Raw genomic sequence first — 17,343 nt, forward strand, 5'->3', positions numbered from 1 at the left:
CAGCCGGCCGGCCATGCTCAGCCTCTCGATGATCGTGCGCGATGAAGAGGCGCGTCTCGGGGAGTGTCTGCGCTCCGTCCAGGGCTTTGCCGACGAGCTGGTGGTGGTGGACACCGGATCCACTGATGCAACGGTGTCCATCGCCGAGGCCGCCGGAGCTCGGGTGGAACGCATCACCTGGCCTGGCGACTTCGCACCGGCCCGCAACCAGGCCCTGGACTTTCTCAACGGTGACTGGGTGCTGGTGCTGGACGCCGATGAGCAGCTGCGCCCCGAGGCCATCCCGGCTCTGAAGGCACTGATGGCCCAGCCGGATGTGCTGGTGATCAACCTGCTGCGCTACGAGGTGGGAGCCGCCATGGCCCCCTATTCCAGCGTCAGTCGCCTGTTCCGCCGCCACCCCTCGATCCAGTGGAGCCGGCCCTACCACTCGATGATCGACGACAGCGTTCGCACCCTGCTGGAGACGGAACCCCAATGGCGCATCGCCGATTGCAGTGAGCCGGCGATCCTCCACGACGGCTACCGACCGGAACTGCTGGCGGGCAGCGACAAGGCGGATCGGCTGCGGCAGGCCATGGAAGACGACCTGCGCGAGCGCCCCGGTGATCCCTACGCCAGCGCCAAGCTCGGGGGGCTGCTGATCAGCGAAGGCAAGACCGACCAAGCCATCCCCCTGCTGCAGAGCGGTCTGAACCAATGCGATACGGCCAATGCCGAACGCTATGAGCTGCTGCTGCACCTGGGATTGGCCCTGACCCCCAGCGATCCCACCCAAGCGGTGCGCTGCTACCGGCAAGCCCTGGAGATTCCCCTCGACACCCGGGTGAGTCTGGGCGCCCGGCTCAACCTGGCGGCCCGACTGATGGAACAGGGCGACCTGGAGGAAGCCATCAGCCTCACCCAGACCGCCGCACAGCGGGCCCCGGAAGTGGCCCTGGCCTGGTACAACCTGGGACTGATGCAACGGCGGCGCGGCGATCTCGCCGCGGCCCTCGAGGCCTACGGCCGCGCCCTCGCCCTGGATCCCAACAACGCCGCCTGCCATCAAAACAACGCAGTGGCGCAATTGCTCGGCGGCAACATCGATGCCGCACGCAGCAGCTTCATCCGCGCCATCAGCCTGCTTCAGGCGCAGGGGCAGTCTGACGCGGCCGAACAGCTCCGGGAGAAAGTGCAGGGAGTTGTGAAGCTGAACGGGGAGGCTGTCGCTTGAGCCATCCCTTGCAGGGCCGCACGGTGATCGTCACCCGCGCGGCCGACCAACAGGGGGCCGCACGCCAGCTGCTGGAGCAACGGGGTGCCACGGTGCTCGACCTTCCGGCCTTGGTGATTGGCCCGCCCGACCACTGGGGGCCCCTGGATGACGCCCTCGAGGAGCTGGAGAGTTTTCACTGGCTGGTGTTCTCCAGCGCCAACGGCGTGCAGGCCGTGGAGCAGCGGCTACAGCGCCTGGGCCGTTGCCTGGCCCGGCGCCCCTCCAGCCTCAAGATTGCGGCGGTGGGTCGCAAGACGGCGCAGGTGCTGGAAGAGCTGGGGGCGTCCGCGGATTTCGTGCCCCCGAGCTTCGTGGCCGACAGCTTGATCGATCACTTCCCGGTGTCGGGCTGGGGCCTCAAGATGCTGTTGCCACGGGTGCAGAGCGGTGGTCGCACCCTGCTGGCGGATGCCTTTGGGGAGGCCGGGGTGCGGGTGGTGGAGGTGGCGGCCTACGACTCCGGATGTCCCTCCGCAATGCCGGAGCACACCGCCGCCGCCCTGGAGGAGGGCAGCGTCGATGCCATCGCTTTCAGCAGCGGCAAAACTGCGCAACACACTGCACAGCTGCTGGAACAACGCTTCGGCCAAAACTGGGCCAAACGGCTGGAGGGCGTGAAAGTGATTTCGATCGGCCCGCAGACCAGCCGCACCTGCCGGCAATGCTTCGGCCGGGTGGATGGCGAGGCCGACCCCCATGATCTCGAAGGACTAGCCGACGCCTGCGCTCAGGCGATGCAGACGGAATCCTGAGGCTCACCGTTGAGCGCCAAGCGAATGCAGCCGCGATCCACATCGATGCTGAGTACAGACCATCCCGTTGGAAGAATCACCGGAGCGTCAGCACTGCAGCGGCCATCGGAACCCACACAGATCACACCGGTGCCGCTAGGGGTGGCAACCAGGGCCCGCTGCTGACTCCCCACCACCAGAACGCCCGTAAGGGTGAGTTCGGAGGCGGAGTCCTGACCATCCACACCGGAGAGGCGAGCGAAGGGATCCGCCCGTCCTCCCGGAGCAGCCTTCTGAACCTCTTCCGCAGAGGGCAGTGGGGTCAGGCCGATCGCTGGCACTGCGGGAGCTGATGTTTCCGACGACGTCGCAGTCTTTGCTGCAGCGGATGGGGGTGCAGTGCCCGATGGCATATCGCCACCACAGCCACCCACCAACAGCAGCACAACAACCGGAAGCAGCCAGCGCTCAGCCGCCTGCTTCCACCAGGTCACGGAAACGGTCAAGATTGGCCTGGAGCTCCTTGGTCACGATGCCCCCCAGGATGCTGGGCTCCATCAACGGTGCCAACACCCGCGGCAATTCGTAGGTCACGCTCAACTTGACCACCGTGCGGTCGTCGGCTTCTGAATAGAAGCGCACCGCACCCTTGGTGGGCAGACCACCCACAGATTCCCAATGCAGTTGCTGGGCTTCGACCCGCTGCGTGATGCGGGCTTTCCAGCTGAAGCGAAAGCCCTGGGCCGCCAGGGTCCAATCGGTGAGATCGGGATCCTCCAGGGGCTTGACCGACTCAATCCAACGCATCCAGCGAGGCATCGCCTCGAGATCACTCCAGACCTCCCAGACCTTAGCGGCCGGTGCCTGCACCTCGGTGGTGACCGTGTGTTCGAGCCAGCGTCCCATCAGGCCACCGCCGCGTTAGTGGCCAGCTTCACAGGCCGATCGAGAATGGCCGCCGCCGCCAGATGGCCGCTCATCGTGGCCCCCTCCATCGAATCGATGTAGTCCTGGCGGGTGTAGCTGCCGGCAAGGAAGAAATTAGAGATCGGTGTGCGTTGCTCGGGGCGGTAGGGCTCCATGCCCGGGGCTTCCCGGTACAACGACTGGGCCAGCTTCACCACGTTGCTCCAGGTGAGCTTGAGGTTGCGGGCTGAGGGGAATAACTCCCGCACCTGACGGTCGGTGTGGGCCACGATCTCGTCGACCGACTTGGGAATCCAGGGATCCCCCGGAGTCAGCACACATTGCAGCAGTGAACCCTCTCCCTCCTTGCGGTAGTCCTCCGGACTCGCCAGAGCCAGATCGGCGAAGCAGCTGAAATCAGCATCGGCGGTGTATAGAAGATTGTTCAGACCTGTGGGAGTCGCCACGTCCCGACGCTGGGCCTCCTGGGAATCCCCCAGTTCAGTCACCCAGCCGTCGTAACGGAGCTGAACCGTGGCCACTGGCACGGCCTCCAGATGATGAATCGCCTCGAACTGCGGGTAACGGTTCCACGCTTCGGGCAACAGCTTCTGAATCCCCGGCACGTCACAGGCCGCCAGATAGGCATCGGCCTCAACGCGAATGTCTCCCTCAGGCGTTCCGAGCTGAAGGCCGGTGATCTCGGGCACCTCGCCCTCGCTGAATTCCACCTGCTTCACACGGTGGCGCAGATGCAGCTTGCCCCCACGCTGCTGGATGTAGTCAAAAATCGGCCCGGTGAGCCAGCGGTGGGGGGATCCCTTCAGCAGGTTGAGCTTGGAGGCCTCTGTCTTAGCCGCAAACATCATGAAGATGGTGAGCATGCAGCGGGCGGAGATGGCATCGCAGTCGATGAAACCAAGGGCGTAGGCGACAGGGTTCCACATCCGCCGGATGCTTTCCGGGCTGCCGCCATGGCCCACAAACCAATCCTGGAAGCTGACGGAGTCGAGGGCACGAATGGTGCGCATCGCTCCCTCGTAATCCACCAAACCACGCACGATCGGGCTGGTGCCCAGGGCCAGAGCATTGCGCAGCTTGTCGATCCAGCTCAGCTGCGGCGTGGTGAAGAAGGCCTTGAGGCCATTGAACGGCGCACCGATGGGGAAGCGGAAATCCAGCTCCCGCAGATCACCACCCTTGTTCACGAACAGGTGCGTGTGCTGCTTGGGCAGCAGATTCTCGAAGGCCCCAACCTTGCGCATCAAGGCGAAGAGGTTGGCGTAATTGAAGAAGAAAACGTGCAACCCCATCTCGATGTGGTTACCGCCCTCATCCACCCAGCTGCCCACCTTGCCGCCCATGAACGGACGTGCTTCGTAGAGATTCACCTCATGGCCTGCATCCACGAGGTCAACAGCAGCGGAGAGGCCGGCGAGGCCGGAACCAACAATCGCGACCCGCACAAGATCTGGACAACTATGGCGACTCTATGTATGAGCGTTCATAGAGTGAGAGCACGAGCCTGCGTCCACCATGACTTCCACCCCCGATACTGCGCCGGCCCATACCGCCAAAGACGGCAAGGGCATCCTGATCACCGAACCGGCGATGCAGCAGTTGGCGAAGCTGTGTGGAGAACAAGGCGACAACCAGGTGCTGCGCGTCGGCGTCCGATCCGGGGGCTGCAGCGGCATGAGCTACACGATGGATTTCGTACCCGCCTCAGACACCCTCGACGACGACGAGACCTACGAGTACGTGGCCGCGGATGGCCAGAACTTCCGGGTGATCTGCGATCCGAAAAGCCTGCTCTACATCTACGGAATGCAGCTGGACTTCAGCACAGCCCTGATTGGTGGCGGCTTCAACTTCACCAACCCCAACGCCAGCCAGACCTGTGGCTGCGGCAGTTCCTTTGCGGTGTGAGAGAAGCCACGTGGGACTCTGAGAAGAGATCACTGCCCTCTCCCTGTTGATGGAGACTTCCCAGGACAACCTGTTCGAGCAGGCGATGGCCCGTTACCAAAGCGGCGCTGCTGCCGATGAGGTGCTGCCTGATTTCGCCCGCATCGTCGAAGCCGCCCCGCGCCAGTCGGCAGGGTGGACCTGTCTGGCCTGGCTGCAGCTGCTCTGCGATCAGCCGGAGGAAGCGCTGCGATCAGCACGCTTTGCCGTGAAGCTCAACGGCCAGGACCCCCAGGCCAGGATCAATTTGAGCCTGGCGCTGCTGGAGACGCAATCCAAGGGCGTACGTGACCACATCCAGGTGGTGCAGCAGGTGATGACCCTGGCCCCGGAAGTGTCCAGCGAACTCAAGGCCTCAATCGCCGATGGCCTCGAGCGCAAACCAGGATGGAAGGCTCTCGAGAAAGTGAAAGCCTGGCTTGAGCTCTGACTCTGAGTTCAACCGCCTGCTCGTCCAGAACCCGGATGCGCCCTCTGCCTGCATGACAGCCACCTGGACCATTACACGTCTGCCATCCCAAGTCCGCGTCCGCCCTCAGGCGGACCGGTCGGGGACGTTGCGGCGGCAGCTGGCACGACGCGCCAAGGGCATTCCTGATCCGAGCACCTGGATGTGGTGAGAGAGAACCCTTCAATGGCACGCATCCTTCTGCTGAGCAATGGCCATGGCGAAGACCTCTCCGGCGCCCTGCTAGCCCAGGGCCTTCAGCAACAAGGGCACAGCGTGCAGGCGCTGCCCCTGGCAGGACTCGGCAGCGCCTACCGCAAAGCCGACGTGCCGCTGCTGGGACGCAGCCATGAATTCAGCACTGGCGGCATCGGCTACACCAGCCTTCGGGGTCGCCTGACAGAACTGCTGCAGGGGCAGGTGCTGTATCTGCTCAGACGCCTGATCCGACTGCTGCGCCACCGGCATCGCTTTGATCTGATCCTGGTGGTGGGGGATGTCATTCCCGTGATCGCGGCATGGCTCAGTCACCGCCCCGTTGCGACCTACCTGGTGGCCTACTCCAGCCACTACGAAGGAACGCTGCGCCTGCCCTGGCCCTGCGGTGCACTGCTGAAAAGCAACCGGTTCAAAGCCGTGTACAGCCGCGATCAACGCACCGCTGAAGACCTCAGTCAGCAACTGCGGCGACCGGTGACCTTCCTGGGCAATCCCTTCATGGATTCGGTGCTGACAGCAGCAACCCCACCACCAACCAGCACACAGCGCATCGGTCTGCTGCCAGGCAGCCGCCGACCGGAACTGGAGCAGAACCTGCTGTTGCTGCTTCAGCTGATGGAGCTGCTGCCCTCCAAACCACCCTGCGATGTGGATCTGGCCTTGGTGCCCAGCCTGGATGACGACAGTCTGCAGCGGCTGAGCAACAGGATCGGCTGGCGGTTGGAGAACGGCGTGCTGCAGCGCGATGGAGCCGTATCGATCAACGTGCGCCGCGGAGCCTTCGGTGCCGTGCTGCAGAACAGCGACCTGGTGATCGGCATGGCGGGCACCGCCATCGAGCAGGCCGTTGGCTTGGCCAAACCGGTGCTGCAGGTTCCAGGGCAAGGGCCGCAATTCACAGCGGCGTTCGCAGAAGCCCAGCGGCGCCTGCTGGGCCCCACGGTGTTCTGCGCCCCAGGTGAAAGCGGCAGCCATGAGGCCCTCGAAGCCTCAGCGGAGCTGGCCATGGCGCTGCTGGATCGCTGCCATGGAGATCCCGCCTTCCAACAGCAATGCCAGGTGGAAGCCCAACGACGCATCGGAGAACCGGGCGGAGGACCGAGAATGGCTGCAGCCATCAGTGCACTGCTGCCATGAGTGCCCCCACAGAACCGGCCTGGAAACGCTGGCTGGACCGCCTGCTGATGGTGAATGTGCTGCTGGTGTTTGTCGGAGCCGGTGTCTTCGCGGTGGCAGTGGTGACCCAAAGCCAGGGCGATGACCGGCTGATGGACCAGGTTCAGGTGCTCTGGCAACCCCTCTTCGCACCGGCGATCAGCCTGCTGATCATGGCGGCCCTGGTGAGCGGCATTTTCAGCTGGTGGCAGCGGCGAGTGCTGAAGCCAGATCGGGATAGCGGAAGCTGAAGTTCAGGCTGTCAAGCCGCTCCGAAGCGACCTGCTGGCCCTCCAGCACCACCTTGGCGCCATCCCCCAAGAGCACCTGGAGCACCGGTCCAGGCACGGGTAAAAGGCTGGGGCGTCCCAGGCTGCGTCCCAGCTGCTTGGAGAAGGCCGCCATCGAAACCGGCTCCGGAGCAACGGCATTGATCACGCCACTCCAGCTCTCATCCGCGAGGGATTGAAGGATCAGAGCACAGAGGTCACTGCGATGGATCCAGCTCATCCACTGCCGGCCACTGCCGATCGGACCGCCGAAGCCCGTGCGGAACACCGGCAGCATTTTCCCGAGCGCGCCGCCATCGGCGGCCAGCACAATGCCGATCCGCAGGGTCACTTGCCGCACGGAGGACGGAACCGCCGCTGCAGCCTCTTCCCAGCGTTGGCAGAGGCTGGCGAGAAAATCATTGCCTGGTTTGCTCGATTCGAGAAAACGCTGCTCCAGGCTGGAGCCGTAGAAACCAACCGCCGAAGCGTTGACCAGCACCTTTGGCGGAGTTGCACAGGCCTCGATCGCTTTCACCAGCTGGGAGGTCGTCTCCAGACGGCTGGTTTCCAGGAGCTGCCGGTGGGCAGGGGTCCAACGCTTCTCAGCAATCGGTTCCCCCGCCAGGTTGACCACCGCATCGGCCTGGTTGAGGGCATCCAACAAACCGGCATCGGCCCAGGTGCTGCTGCTGGAAGGGTCGAGCTGCATCCAGATCAGGCGTCCATCCGCCCGTTCAGTGTTGTAGCCACGGGCCAGCCGACGGCTGACCACGGTGAGCTGATGGCCGGCCTGGAGCAAGAGCGGCAGAAGCTCACGGCCAACGAAACCAGTGCAGCCGAACAGCAGCAGACGCATGAAAGCGAGGGTGGGGCGGCTGGGAGGCTAAGGGGTTCGTCGGCGATTGGTTTTAGCCTGGTGCCATCACCATTTCTTGTCATGGCCGAATCCGACGCCGCTGCCCCCGCCAAGGCCAAGCCTGCTGCGCTGCGGAAAGGTGCGTTGGTCAGGGTGAACAAGGCCGCCTACAGCGCCAGCCTTGAAGCCGCTGCCAGCGACCCGACGGCACCGGATTACATCTTCGAAGGCCCCGGAGAGCTGCTGTTGGTCAAAGGGGACTACGGCCAGGTGCGTTGGAACCGTCCGGTGCCCGATGTGTGGTTGCGGATGGATCAGCTGGAAGCCTGCTCCTGATCCCGCTCTTGATTGGAGGCGGGGTCCAGGGCTTCCTCCACGGCCGTGACGGCCGCAGGGACGGAATTCATGGCTGAGGGGATGCGCCAAACGGCCCCCGACAGCACGCCGCTGAGATCCCCCAGGGCCGCCAGAACGGGATTCGAGACGCTTGCCCCATCAGCAGCAGCGGCGGCCTGCCAGGGATTCCAGCCCGCCAGGTTGACCACACTGCGGTAAGCCGCTGGCCAGGGGTTCTCGGGCAACAGGCGTTGCAAGGCCTCGAACTGTTCCGACGCCTGCCCCGGACGGTTTTCCAGCACCGCCAGCAGAGCCAGGCTCCAACGCGGCTGAACCGCCTCCGGATCGTTGGCCAAGGCCTCTAGGGCCCTTGAGCGCACGGGCTCCCGATAGCTGAAATGACCATCGAGCATGTGCTCCCGCCCCACCGCTGCGAACACCGGATCCAGCCCCACCGGCCCGGCCGCCAGCCCGGCGGCGAGACGTGGGAAGCGCTCGGCAAAGGATGGGCCTGCAATGGGGTGCGTCGTGCTGCGACGCCAGAGGGAATAACTGCCCCCCCTGGGACGCTGAAACTGATCCACCAGATCAAACACACCGCTGCTGCGCACGGCTTGATCCAAGCGCCGTGCAGCCTTGCGCACCGATCCCTGGTTCCCTTCCGCCAGCACAACCCATTCCGACCGCGCCAACACAGGCTCACGGTCCCGGCGGCTTCCACCCAACTGGCGTCCGACGGTCTGCCCCCCATGGCGACGGCCGTAGAAGCTGACGTTGTGCTGGTTGAGATCAGACGTGCTGGGCACCACGATCAAGGTGGCAGGAGGGTTGCTGGGATCCGCACCGCCTGCTGCTTGCACCAGAGCCTCCACCGGTCCGCGGGGCCGGTCCTCAAACCGATGCAGCTGATGGGCCCAACCGGCTGGGACACAGGCCAGCACGCCTGCTCCAAACAAAGGCCATACCAGCTTTGAACGCCTGGCCAGCAACCAATGGCCCCACTGCCACCACCCACGGGCCAGCAGCAATAGCAGGAAGGGAATCAGGGGGGCGATGTAGCGGTCGCCTTTGTTGGGGCTCAAGGTGGTGAGCACCCAGGCCGCGACGAGATTGATGAGCAGCCAGCGCCAGGACCAGGCGTGATCGGTGGAAACCTGCTGGCGCTGCCAGCACCAGAGCAGCACCCCCGAAAGACCAACCAAAAGCAGCACACTGCCCAGCTGCTCTGGCAACAGCCGCGGGTACCACAGCCAACTGGCCAGGCTGAGCACTCCGGGATCCCCTTCCCGGGCCGCCGACTCGAACACAGCACGGTTGGTACCGCCGAGGCTGGTGATCCAGTTGTGACGCAACCAGGGGCCAACAAGCGCGGCCGTGAGGAAGGGCAACAGCAGGGCCTGACGCAACCAGGCGCCACCCCGCCGCATCGCCATCCCGGCGGCCCAGACACCGGCGGGCACAAGCACCAGCAAAGCGCTCTGCTTCACCAGCACCGCCGCCAGAGCCGCCACGGTGCATCCCCAGGCCTGACCCCAACGGCCACCGCTCTGGGGATCACACCAGACTCCCAGGCGCCAGATCGCCAGACTGCAACTGGCCACAAGGGCCATCTCAAGCACGTAATCCGTCCGCAGATCCAGGAAGGCCGGCGTCAACGCCGCCAAAAGGCAGGCGATCAGGGCCAGGCCCTCCCCCTGCAGCCGCCTCCCCCAGCCCGCCATCACCACCAGAAGCAACCCGTGCCAGAGGCTGAGGCTCCAGGCCGCCTGCTCCGGGGCATCGCCACTCAACGCCATCACACTGCCGTTCACCAACGAGGCCAGGGGCGGAATCTTCGGGGAAAGATCCAGCAACGCCTGCCAACCCTGCCAACCGCCACCTGGCAGCAACCCCAAGGCGCGGCCGTGGTCCATGGCGCTATTGAGGTAATCGGCCTGATCCCAGGCGGGGACGCCGGTCTGCAGGGTCCACCAGAGCCGATCCACAAGGGTGGACAGCACCCAGATCAGGCCAACCCAGGCCCAAAAACGCCAGCGCTGTTTCACACGATCTCCAACCGACGCCGTTCATCCTGGAGCCGCTTGCGTCGCTGCTTGGCCTCCCGCAGCATCTCGCGACCATCGTGGAGGTAACCATCCACGTAGCCCATGGTGTAGCGCTCCAGCTCCGCCAGAGCGTCCTCCACTTCCGAGAGACAGTGATAAAGGCTGAGGCCGAAACCGCGCGCCGAGGCCGGCGTGGGCAACGACTGGAACAGTTGTTTGACCTTGTCCATCCGGCGTCCGCTCGCCTCGAGATAGCTACAGAACGCCTCCATCAGCTCGTCGTCATAGGGATCAGCCGACAGTGCTTTGAGTTGCTTGGGGAAAGGATTGATCACCTCCCCGAGCATGCGATCGATCGGGGCGTAGACCCGCCGCAGCCACTCCACCAGCGCATCGTCGGCCGCTACAGAGCGCTCGTGGGCACGGCTGGCGCGGCGCAGATCCGCCGGAGATGCGGCACGCCCCGGCTGGGGCCGCGTGCGATCAAAGGCCTTACGGCGCTCGACATCGCCAAGCACTTCCCAGGCGGCATTGAGGGCCAGCATCTGCTGATCGTCTCCACCGGCATCGGGATGGTGCTGCTTCACCAACTGGCGATAGGCCGCTTTGATCTCAGCGTTGCTGGCGGTGCTGCTGACGCCAAGCACGGCATAGGGGTCGCTCACAGCTGGCCATCCCTCCGGGCGGGAAGCCGCGAAGCGGCACTGAACATCGGAGTGGAGAGGTAGCGCTCGCCATAACTAGCCAGCATCACCACCAGCCGTTTGCCTGCCATGGCGGGGTCCTGGCCGACCCGCAGGGCCGCTGCCATGGCGGCTCCACTGCTGATGCCGTAGAGCAGACCTTCCTCCCGGGCCAACCGCCGGCCCACCTGCATCGCCTCCTCATCGCTCACCGTGAGGATCGAATCAATCCGATCCAGTTCCAAAACCGCAGGAACAAAACCGGCCCCGATCCCCTGAATGCGATGGGCTCCTGGAGGCTTCCCAGACAGCACGGCACTGGCCTCGGGCTCAACGGCAATCACCTGGAGCTGCGGCTGGCGCTCTTTCAGCAGCCGGGCACAGCCGGTGATCGTGCCACCGGTCCCCACCCCTGCCACAAAGGCATCGATCTGGCCCTCCGTATCGCGCCAAATCTCCTCGGCCGTGGTGCGTTCATGCACGGCTGGATTGGCGGGGTTGTCGAACTGCTGGAGCAGATAAGCGTTAGGGATCTCCGCCACCAACTCCTTGGCCAGGGCAATCGCGCCATTCATGCCCTGGGCACCGTCGGTGAGCTGCAGCTCAGCGCCATAGGCCCGCAGCATCGCCCGACGCTCGGTGCTCATCGTGTCCGGCATGGTGAGAATCAGCCGGTACCCCCGGGCCGCCGCCACCATGGCAAGGGCGATCCCGGTGTTGCCGCTGGTGGGTTCCACCAGCACCGTTTGTCCGGGAACGATCGTGCCCGCCTGCTCAGCCTCCAGCACCATCGCGCTGGCGATGCGGTCTTTGACCGAGGCCGAGGGATTGAAGCTCTCCAATTTGGCCAGGATCTCGGCCTTGCAGCCGCAGGCCTGAGGCAGGCGGTTCAACCGCACCAGAGGCGTGCCGCCAATCAAGGCCGTGATGTCAGGAGCAATGCTCATGGGTGCAGCTTGCCCGCGGAACAACCATAAAAAAAGCCCTCCTCAGGGGAGGGCTTGATGTGTGTGAGGGAAGCTGTTCTGATGGCCCAACCAAGGTCAGGCCAAGAGATCAGAACTTGAAGGTGGTCTGAACCAGGCCACCGAAGACGCCGAGTGACTTGTAGTCGCCGTTGACGTTCTGGGTGTCGTTACCGTAGGGACGGCTCAGCCAGTAGATGGCTGGGGTGATCTGGATGTTGTCGGTGACCTGGAAGCTGTACCAGAGCTCCATGGCATAACCGGCATCGGCCACGTCACCACGTTCGACTTCATAGACGAACTGGGGTTGACCCACGGCATAACCGAGGGCGTTGCCTTCGAGGAAAACGTCGTTCCAGGTCAGACCCACCATCCAGCTGGCCATGGCCCGCTTGTTGGTGTTGTCATCCCAGTCGTCGTTGCCATTGAGGTACGACTTACCAACACCAGCGCTGATGGAAGGCATCCAACCGGAATCTTCCGGACGCCAGAAGCCATGGAAGGACCAGCTGTGGCTATCGGCGTTGCTGCGGTCGTCAGCGTCACCAACGGTGCAAGGGGTGCCGAACTTGTCGCCAACGGCGTACTCGGTACCGGTACGGAACTTGGCGCCGCACTGGCCGTAGCGGTAACCGGCGGCAAAGCCCCACTGCTTGTTGCCGTAGGCAATCTGAGTGGTGATGTTGCCTTCGGAGTTGTCGGTCATGAAGCCACCCGTGTTGGGGTTGCTGTCATTGGCCTCACCGGAATCAGCAACGTAGTTAGCAGCGACGGTGAAGTAGGGGTTGCCCTTCTCCACTTGCTTCTTGTTGCTGTAGATGGCACCGAAGCCACCACCGGTCTCCTTGTTCCAGACGCCGGGGGTGCCCAGGGAACCACCGAAGAAGTCGAGAATCTTGGTGCCACCCTTGGCATAGGCCGTGGCCTTGTAGCCCATCATCTCGGTGTTCCGGGTCAGAGGACCGACCTGAACGGTGAAGCTGTCGCCGACGGGGAAGCGGTAGTAAATACGATCAACCTCGACGATGTTGCCGCCGGGGGCAGCGGTGTCGAGTTTGTTCAGGCTGACGCCGTTGCCATCCCACACACTGGTGTCGCCCATGTTGCCCGCGCGCAGGCGGGTGTAGAGCAGATCCTTACCGGTGAAGGAGGTCTTCAGGCCGAGACGGAGGTCGTAGCTGAAGGAGAAGCCGCCGTACTGAGCGTTGTAGGCATCACGTGCACCCTTCTCGCCACCGGTGTTGTAGTTATCACCTTTAGCGCGCGTCGCACCAGCGACCCAGACGGTTTTGGCTTTCAGCTTGGTGGTGGTGGAGAACTGGGTTGCTTCCAGTTCGCCAACACGGGCCTCGAGGCCGTCAACGCGACCCTTGAGGATGGCCAGCTCGGTTTCGAATTCCTTGAGCAGGCGACGCAGCTCGTCGGTCACTTCAGTGATCCGGTCGAGGCAGGCGTTCAGCAGGGCAGCCGCTTCGTAGCGGGTCATGGCCCGGTTGCCACGGAAGGTGCCGTTGGGGTAGCCGGCCACGCAGCCGTACTGCTCCACCAGGTTCGCCAGAGCCTGATAGGCCCAGTCGGTGGGGTAGACGTCAGAGAACTGGGTGACGCTGGTCACCTGATCAGCGGACGAGGCGTAATCAGAGACGCCGTTGATGTTGAGCTCGGCGGCATTAGCGCCACTGGCCAGAAGGCCAAGGGCAGCAGGAGCCACCAGCAGTTGCTGGAAAAGCTTCATTTGGGTTCTCACACCAAGAGAAAAGTGCCGGCAAGACATGCCAGCGGCCTCACGCTATGGGCCCGACTTCACCCTGGCGGTAAGCGCAACTCAAGAGTTGTTTAGGTATCGGTTAAGACCATCCAGCAACCGCGTCGCGCACAAAAAAAGCCCTCCACCGAGGTGGAGAGCTGAAACTTCTGAAAAGGATGAGACCCCAGAAGGGGCCTCAAAACCAGCGATCAGAACTTGAACTGGGTCTTGATCAGACCGCTCATGGCGTTCATGCCATTGGAGTCCTGAGAAGGGAAGGGCTTGCTCAGGTAAGTGATGGCAGGAGTCACGCTGATGTTGTCGGTGACCTGGAACTTGTAGAAGAATTCCCAGGCATAGCCGGCGCCATCTTCGACAGCGTCGCCGTCAACGGAAGCCACGAAGGTGGGCTGACCAACGGCCATACCGAAGGAGTTGCCTTCCAGGAAGACGTCGTCCCACTCGAGGCCCACGTACCAAGACGCGGAATAGCCATCAGTGCCACTGCCATCGAACCAGGTGGTGCCGACGCCGGTGCTGATGGAAGGAATCCAGCCGGAATCCTCAGGGGTCCACCAGGCGCTCAGGCCAGCGGAGTTGGTCTGACTACCAAGCCCAGAAGCGATCACGCCCTGAGGGTTGGCGTTGCCGATGTAGAGCTTCTCGTTGTTACCGGAAGCCTTGGTGTAGCCAGCAGCAATACCCCAGTTCTCAGGTGCATAAGCGATCTGAGTGGTGGCACTGAAGTCGGCACCATCGGTACCGATACCACCCGTGTTGGGATCGCTCGAGTTGCCGTTGGTGGAGAGGTAGCTGGTGGAGATGCTGAAGTCATCAGACTTCCAATACACACCAGCACCAGCGCCGAGGGCCAGGTTATAGACACCAGGTGCACCGGCGTAGGTGAAGAAGTCGTACGTCATTGCAGACGGATAGGCACTAGGCCACACCGGCAGCATGTCGTCCATACGAACCATCGGGCCACCAACCACGGTGAAGTTCTCACCGATGGGGAAGCTGTACCACATACGGTTGACAACCACGGCATTGCCGGAGTCGAAGCCGTACTCCTGAGAGAACAAGCCGGTGTAGACGTTGTTCATGTTGCCCGCACGCAGGCGGGTGTAGAGCAGATCCTTACCGGTGAAGCTGGTTTCCAGGTTCAGAGCCAGGTTGTAGCTGAAGGAAGTACCACCGGCTTCGGATTCAAAAGCACTGCTGCCGCGGCCGTGGGCCTTAGCTGCACCGAAGACCCAGTCGGCCTTACCTTTCAGCTTGGTGGTGGTGGAGAACTGGGTTGCTTCCAGTTCGCCAACACGGGCCTCGAGGCCGTCAACGCGACCCTTGAGGATGGCAAGCTCGGTTTCGAATTCCTTGAGCAGGCGACGCAGCTCGTCGGTCACTTCAGTGATCCGGTCGAGGCAGGCGTTCAGCAGGGCAGCCGCTTCGTAGCGGGTCATGGCCCGGTTGCCACGGAAGGTGCCGTTGGGGTAGCCGGCCACGCAGCCGTACTGCTCCACCAGGTTCGCCAGAGCCTGATAGGCCCAGTCGGTGGGGTAGACGTCGGAGAACTGGGTGACGCTGGTCACCTGATCAGCAGACGAGGCGTAATCAGAGACGCCGTTGATGTTGAGCTCGGCGGCATTAGCGCCACTGGCCAGAAGGCCAAGGGCGGCAGGAGCCACCAGCAGTTGCTGGAAAAGCTTCATTTAGGTTCCTCACACAGGAAATAGGCGCAACTACGCCATTTCCAGATTTTGAGAGGTGGACATCCAATATCCAAGTGGATATGTGCCGGTCCATACATCGACATGTATCAGCGAATACCGTTTAGCTCATCGGAAGACTTCCAAAAACGATGCCCCCGCCCGGAAAACCGGACGGGGGCTCTCGCCGGGTCCGCTCATGCCGCGGAACCGGATGATCAGTCAGAAGGCGCCGTTCAGCCGGCGTTCTCCGCGATCAGCAGACCCTGAATCAAACAACTGGAAATCATGGACACCTCCTCCTGAAGGATTGTGAATGCCGGCAACGCATTCGGAGTCATGCTTGCTTCCCGGAGGAAGCAATCACTTCTCCACGTCACTGCATCCTGAACACTCGGACCATACTCAGTTTTTGATGCGATGAGGAGCACCCATGCGCTCCGGCTCAGCTCCTGGCCCAGCTCCCTGGATCGCATTGGTGGGTCTCGGCTTTGTCGCTGCCGGCCTGGCCCTGATCGGGCTCGGTGATCTCCCCCTGCGGGACTTCGATGAGGCCACCGTGGCCCGGGTGGCTCTCGAACTTCGCCACGGACTCGGGGAAGCCCCGTTGCTGCCCACCCTCTGGGACGGGCCATACCTCAACAAAGCACCAGGACTTCACAGCCTGATCGCGCTGGTGATCAGTGCGACAACGCAGCCCGACCAGCTCCCATCGGAATGGACCATCCGACTGGCACCGGCCTTGCTGTCCTGTCTGGTGGTCCCGCTTGGAGGCTGGCTGCAATGGACCCTGCGGCCGGGAGATCGCTCCAGCGCCATCGCCACCAGCCTGATCCTGCTGACGCTGCTGCCGGTGGCCCGGCACGGACGTCTAGCCATGCTGGATGGCGCCCAGCTGACGGCCATGGCTCTGCTCTGGCTGGCCTTGCTGCAGCTCAACCGCCGCCATTACAGCGGCCTCTGGGGAGCGGTCGCCGGCCTAATGGCCAGCGCAATGCTCCTGCTCAAGGCGCCCTTGCTGGTGCCCTCGGCCGTGGCCGCCGGCCTGGCGCTGGTCTGGAGCAAGGAATGGAAAAACTGGAACCATGCCAAGGCTTGCACCGGAATGCTGCTGGGCCTGGCACCGGGGATGGGATGGCATCTCTGGCATGCCCACATCCGGGGGAGCGAGGCGCTCTGGCTCTGGGGTGGCGATGGCGCCGGGAGGGTTTTGCTGGATGCCGGTGAAGGCAGTGATCTGGGTTGGCGGGTTCCCATCATCGAAGTGCTCGAGGGGGGCTGGCCCTGGCTGCCTCTGGTGCCCTTCGCACTGGCCTTCGCCTGGCGGTATCGCAAAAGCCGATGGGGGCAGTGGTCGGTGGCCAGCCTGCTCACCCTGGCGGGGGCCATTCTTCCGCTGCGCACCCAGCTCCCCTGGTACAGCCATCCGCTCTGGCTGCCGATCGCCCTTCTCTGCGCTCCTCTGCTGGTCTGGCTGGTGGAGCAACCCTCCTCCTCTACCCCATCTTTGGAGTCACCTGACAGTCCAAGGCCACCCGGCCGCTGGCTGCTGTTGCGCCTTCCCATGTTCTGGAGCGGACTCGGACTCCTGCTGCTGCTGCTGTGGCTGGGCAGCTTCAGCCGCATCGGCAGCAGCCTTGCGCCCTATCGCAGCCTGGCGGCTGTGCTGGGTCTCGGCTGGTGTTTCGGCGGCTGGTGGCTGCGATCTGACGCACCAAGGCAACGGCGCCTTGGCTTGATCAGCCTCACCTGCGGCAATGTCGCCACGCTGGCCCTGTTGTTTCACTCACCGCTGTGGTTGTGGGAATTGAATGAAACCTGGCCGGTACAACCCGTTGCTGCCTTGGCCAGGAAAAGCCCCGGGGCAGGGCTAACGCTGAAGGGCTACGACGAACGTCCCAGCCTGAACTGGTATGCCGAACAACGAATCCCACGTTTCAAAGGAGACGCAGGTCGGCGTCTTAGCGACAAGCCCCAGGAAGGCTGCCTAATCGAGGGCCAATCAGGGCGGTGGATCCTGGCCGACTGTCGGTAGCCTGAGCCCGACT

At 63.5% G+C, this 17,343-nt stretch carries 18 protein-coding genes; 9 read left to right on the forward strand and 9 right to left on the reverse strand.

Annotated features, from left to right (window positions below; genetic code table 11):
* Positions 1–13: 13 nt before the first annotated feature.
* Positions 14–1,216, forward strand: coding sequence for a glycosyltransferase (locus tag SynPROSU1_RS12145; RefSeq protein ID WP_186570719.1), 1,203 nt, complete (start codon positions 14–16; stop codon positions 1,214–1,216).
* A complete protein-coding gene (locus SynPROSU1_RS12150) occupies positions 1,213–2,010 on the forward strand; it encodes a uroporphyrinogen-III synthase (RefSeq protein ID WP_186570720.1) in 798 nt (265 codons plus the stop codon). Before SynPROSU1_RS12145 ends, SynPROSU1_RS12150 begins: the two co-directional genes overlap by 4 nt.
* Here the strand turns inward: SynPROSU1_RS12150 and SynPROSU1_RS12155 are convergent.
* From SynPROSU1_RS12155 to zds, 3 genes are read right to left on the reverse strand one after another with little or no spacing between them, the layout of a single operon-like run.
* A complete protein-coding gene (locus tag SynPROSU1_RS12155) occupies positions 1,986–2,483 on the reverse strand; it encodes a hypothetical protein (RefSeq protein ID WP_222929884.1) in 498 nt (165 codons plus the stop codon). The genes SynPROSU1_RS12150 and SynPROSU1_RS12155 overlap by 25 nt on opposite strands.
* Positions 2,458–2,895, reverse strand: a complete 438-nt coding sequence (locus tag SynPROSU1_RS12160) for an SRPBCC family protein (RefSeq protein WP_186570722.1) — start codon at positions 2,893–2,895, stop codon at positions 2,458–2,460. Before SynPROSU1_RS12160 ends, SynPROSU1_RS12155 begins: the two co-directional genes overlap by 26 nt.
* Positions 2,895–4,361: a 9,9'-di-cis-zeta-carotene desaturase gene (zds, locus tag SynPROSU1_RS12165; RefSeq protein ID WP_186570723.1), complete on the reverse strand. Its 1,467-nt coding sequence runs from the start codon at positions 4,359–4,361 to the stop codon at positions 2,895–2,897. Before zds ends, SynPROSU1_RS12160 begins: the two co-directional genes overlap by 1 nt.
* A gap of 70 nt (positions 4,362–4,431) precedes the next feature.
* Between zds and SynPROSU1_RS12170 the strand changes: the two genes are divergently transcribed.
* Genes SynPROSU1_RS12170 through SynPROSU1_RS12190 form a run of 5 tightly spaced genes read left to right on the forward strand, consistent with a single transcriptional unit; the run spans position 4,432 to position 6,936 of the window.
* A complete protein-coding gene (locus SynPROSU1_RS12170; protein WP_186570724.1) occupies positions 4,432–4,824 on the forward strand; it encodes an iron-sulfur cluster assembly accessory protein in 393 nt (130 codons plus the stop codon).
* A gap of 49 nt (positions 4,825–4,873) precedes the next feature.
* The gene (locus SynPROSU1_RS12175) at positions 4,874–5,293 is read left to right on the forward strand and encodes a hypothetical protein (RefSeq protein WP_186570725.1); all 420 of its coding nucleotides are present in this window, start codon (positions 4,874–4,876) and stop codon (positions 5,291–5,293) included.
* Positions 5,283–5,483, forward strand: coding sequence for a hypothetical protein (locus SynPROSU1_RS12180; protein WP_222929913.1), 201 nt, complete (start codon positions 5,283–5,285; stop codon positions 5,481–5,483). Before SynPROSU1_RS12175 ends, SynPROSU1_RS12180 begins: the two co-directional genes overlap by 11 nt.
* Before the next feature lie 14 nt (positions 5,484–5,497).
* Positions 5,498–6,667 (forward strand): lipid-A-disaccharide synthase-related protein, encoded by a 1,170-nt coding sequence (locus tag SynPROSU1_RS12185; protein WP_186570727.1) that lies wholly within the window; start codon positions 5,498–5,500, stop codon positions 6,665–6,667.
* Complete coding sequence (locus SynPROSU1_RS12190) at positions 6,664–6,936, forward strand: hypothetical protein (RefSeq protein WP_186570728.1); 273 nt, start codon at positions 6,664–6,666, stop codon at positions 6,934–6,936. The genes SynPROSU1_RS12185 and SynPROSU1_RS12190 overlap by 4 nt, the downstream gene beginning before the upstream one ends.
* Here SynPROSU1_RS12190 and SynPROSU1_RS12195 read toward each other — a convergent pair.
* A complete protein-coding gene (locus SynPROSU1_RS12195) occupies positions 6,884–7,813 on the reverse strand; it encodes a TIGR01777 family oxidoreductase (RefSeq protein ID WP_186570729.1) in 930 nt (309 codons plus the stop codon). The genes SynPROSU1_RS12190 and SynPROSU1_RS12195 overlap by 53 nt on opposite strands.
* An 81-nt stretch (positions 7,814–7,894) precedes the next feature.
* Between SynPROSU1_RS12195 and SynPROSU1_RS12200 the strand changes: the two genes are divergently transcribed.
* Positions 7,895–8,149, forward strand: a complete 255-nt coding sequence (locus SynPROSU1_RS12200; protein WP_186570730.1) for an NAD(P)H-quinone oxidoreductase subunit O — start codon at positions 7,895–7,897, stop codon at positions 8,147–8,149.
* Here the strand turns inward: SynPROSU1_RS12200 and SynPROSU1_RS12205 are convergent.
* The 5 genes from SynPROSU1_RS12205 to SynPROSU1_RS12225 form a co-directional block, all read right to left on the reverse strand.
* The gene (locus SynPROSU1_RS12205) at positions 8,128–10,194 is read right to left on the reverse strand and encodes a glycosyltransferase family 39 protein (RefSeq protein ID WP_186570731.1); all 2,067 of its coding nucleotides are present in this window, start codon (positions 10,192–10,194) and stop codon (positions 8,128–8,130) included. The two genes, SynPROSU1_RS12200 and SynPROSU1_RS12205, sit on opposite strands and share 22 nt — an antisense overlap.
* A complete protein-coding gene (locus tag SynPROSU1_RS12210) occupies positions 10,191–10,859 on the reverse strand; it encodes a J domain-containing protein (protein ID WP_186570732.1) in 669 nt (222 codons plus the stop codon). The genes SynPROSU1_RS12205 and SynPROSU1_RS12210 overlap by 4 nt, the downstream gene beginning before the upstream one ends.
* Complete coding sequence (gene cysK, locus SynPROSU1_RS12215; protein WP_186570733.1) at positions 10,856–11,824, reverse strand: cysteine synthase A; 969 nt, start codon at positions 11,822–11,824, stop codon at positions 10,856–10,858. The genes SynPROSU1_RS12210 and cysK overlap by 4 nt, the downstream gene beginning before the upstream one ends.
* A 109-nt stretch (positions 11,825–11,933) precedes the next feature.
* Positions 11,934–13,577, reverse strand: coding sequence for an iron uptake porin (locus tag SynPROSU1_RS12220; RefSeq protein WP_186570734.1), 1,644 nt, complete (start codon positions 13,575–13,577; stop codon positions 11,934–11,936).
* Between the two features lie 221 nt (positions 13,578–13,798).
* A complete protein-coding gene (locus SynPROSU1_RS12225; protein WP_186570735.1) occupies positions 13,799–15,298 on the reverse strand; it encodes an iron uptake porin in 1,500 nt (499 codons plus the stop codon).
* 430 nt (positions 15,299–15,728) lie between these two features.
* Here SynPROSU1_RS12225 and SynPROSU1_RS12230 point away from each other — a divergent pair, with 430 nt between their 5' ends.
* Positions 15,729–17,330, forward strand: a complete 1,602-nt coding sequence (locus tag SynPROSU1_RS12230; RefSeq protein ID WP_186570736.1) for a glycosyltransferase family 39 protein — start codon at positions 15,729–15,731, stop codon at positions 17,328–17,330.
* Positions 17,331–17,343 lie beyond the last annotated feature (13 nt).

Origin of the sequence: Synechococcus sp. PROS-U-1, assembly GCF_014279755.1 — a bacterium.
Classification (GTDB): domain Bacteria; phylum Cyanobacteriota; class Cyanobacteriia; order PCC-6307; family Cyanobiaceae; genus Parasynechococcus.